Below are 1,756 nucleotides of genomic sequence, written 5' to 3'. Positions count from 1 at the left end.
TGCCCGGCCCCTGCGCGCCGAAGCGGCAGCGCAGTTCCGCCGCGCTGGGATTGCGCCTCAGCCGCTCCAGGTCCGTGAGCCCGCAGTCCGCCCAGGTGGTGGGCGGACGGAGGCCGGCGGACGGGGCCTGCGCGGCGGCGGGCGCAGCCGTGAGCGCGGCGAGGATCAGCAGAGGGGTGGAAACGCGCATCGCGGCGGTCAGAACAGTCCCTGGACGAAGCCGCCGTCCACCTGAATGGTCGTCCCCGTGATGTACGCCGCGCGGTCCGAGGCCAGGAAGGCGACGAGCGCCGCCAGCTCCTCCGGCTCGCCCATGCGCCCGGCGGGGATGCGCGCGCTCATTTCCGCCAGCACCTGCTCGGGGCGCCGCTGCTCGTTTTCCGCGCGCTCCGCCGCCAACTCCTCCACCCGCCCGGTGCGCATGTACCCCGGCGCCACCACGTTGCAGGTCACGCCGTGGGGCGCCAGCTCCGTGGCCATCGTCTTGACCCAGCCCACGACCGCCGCGCGCGCCGTGTTGGAAAGGATGAGACCCGGCAGCGGCTGCTTGACCGCCACGGAAGTGAGGGCGATGAAACGGCCCCAGCGCCGCTGCTTCATGTACGGCGTCACCTCCTGCGCCAGCCGCACGGTGCTCATCAGGTTCAGCTCCACGGCGCGCTCCACCTGCTCGGCGCTGGTGGACTCGTAGCGTGTCCCCGGCGGGCCGCCCGCGTTGGCCAGGGCGATGTCCACGCCGCCCCAGCGCTCCGCCGTCTGCTCCACGAGCGCACGGATGTCCGCCGGGCTCGTCATGTCCGCGCGGATGGCGAGCACCTGGCCGCCCGTTTCGCGGCGCAGCTCCTCCGCGGCCTTCTGCAGCCGCGCCTCGTTGCGCGCGGTGATCACGACGCGCGCCTTTTCCCGCGCCAGTTCGCGCGCCACTGCGCGGCCCAGCCCCATGCTGCCCCCCGCGACGATGGCGACGCGGTCCTTGAGCCCCAGTTCCATGCGATCCTGCGGATGGTCGGTGGATCGTGTGTGCCCGGCCGAATATGGCGCGCCGCGGGTGCGGGATCAATCCGGTGCGTTCTCTCCCCGCTCTGGCGCGGGCTGCGACGCTGAAGGAACTGCTCCCACGCAAAGGGCGCGGGGTCACGGAGTACGCGGGTATGGGAACAACATGCTTTACCGACGTCGCCGAATCCTCGCCGTACGGCGTGTGCAGAGAGGTTCGTGCGGCGGAAGGCGGGACGGCGGCTCACGGATGAAACAATCGCCAGAGCCGTCCGTAAGGTCGGCGTGCATGTAATTGCCGATGGTTTTCTGGAACACGGACCGGGGATTCGGGGTTGATCGATACAGATCCGGCCATCGGCAGCACAGATTGTTGGATCGGGGTCCACGCTGCAGCCTCCTTCTCCCCCGGCCTCCCATGGTGAACGCGAGCCGTTCCGCGCCTGTGGCTTCTCGTCCGGCCAGCCTGGACCCGGTGGTTGACGAAATGGTCAACCGCTTCCGGCGCGGCGCGGAGGTGGTGCGCTCGGGCGGGGTAGGCGCGGCCTCGTTCGCCGGGGTGCCGCGGATCACGGAGATGGTGGACGCGTGGCTGCCCGCCGCGGACTTCCATGCTTTTCGCGCCATCGGCGTGCATCGCGAGGAAGGGCTCCGGGCATCGCGCGGCGGCGATTCCGGGCGCGCCGAATTGCTCGTGGGGCAGGCCGGGGCCCTCCTGGATGCAGCGGTGCTGTCAGACGGCGCTCGACTGCTCGCGCAC

3 protein-coding genes are annotated in these 1,756 nt (G+C 71.2%); 1 reads left to right on the top strand and 2 read right to left on the bottom strand.

The features are described 5' to 3' along the window. Both VF665_RS18545 and VF665_RS18540 read right to left on the bottom strand, forming a co-directional pair. Positions 1 to 190 (bottom strand): hypothetical protein (locus VF665_RS18545; RefSeq protein ID WP_331054944.1); only part of this gene is annotated, 190 nt, incomplete at its 3' end. Between the two features lie 8 nt (positions 191 to 198). Next, entirely contained in the window at positions 199 to 990 is a 792-nt protein-coding gene (locus VF665_RS18540) for an SDR family oxidoreductase (protein WP_331054943.1), read from the bottom strand. Positions 991 to 1,441: 451 nt separating this feature from the next. On the opposite strand from VF665_RS18540, the gene VF665_RS18535 reads away from it, so the two are divergent. Beyond that, on the top strand, positions 1,442 to 1,756 hold a 315-nt coding region (locus VF665_RS18535; RefSeq protein WP_331054942.1), incomplete at its 3' end, for a hypothetical protein.

The organism is Longimicrobium sp. (assembly GCF_036387355.1).
In the GTDB taxonomy this organism is placed as follows: domain Bacteria; phylum Gemmatimonadota; class Gemmatimonadetes; order Longimicrobiales; family Longimicrobiaceae; genus Longimicrobium.
The sequence above is the reverse complement of the archived record's forward strand: the minus strand, read 5'-3'. Positions and strand labels throughout refer to the sequence as shown.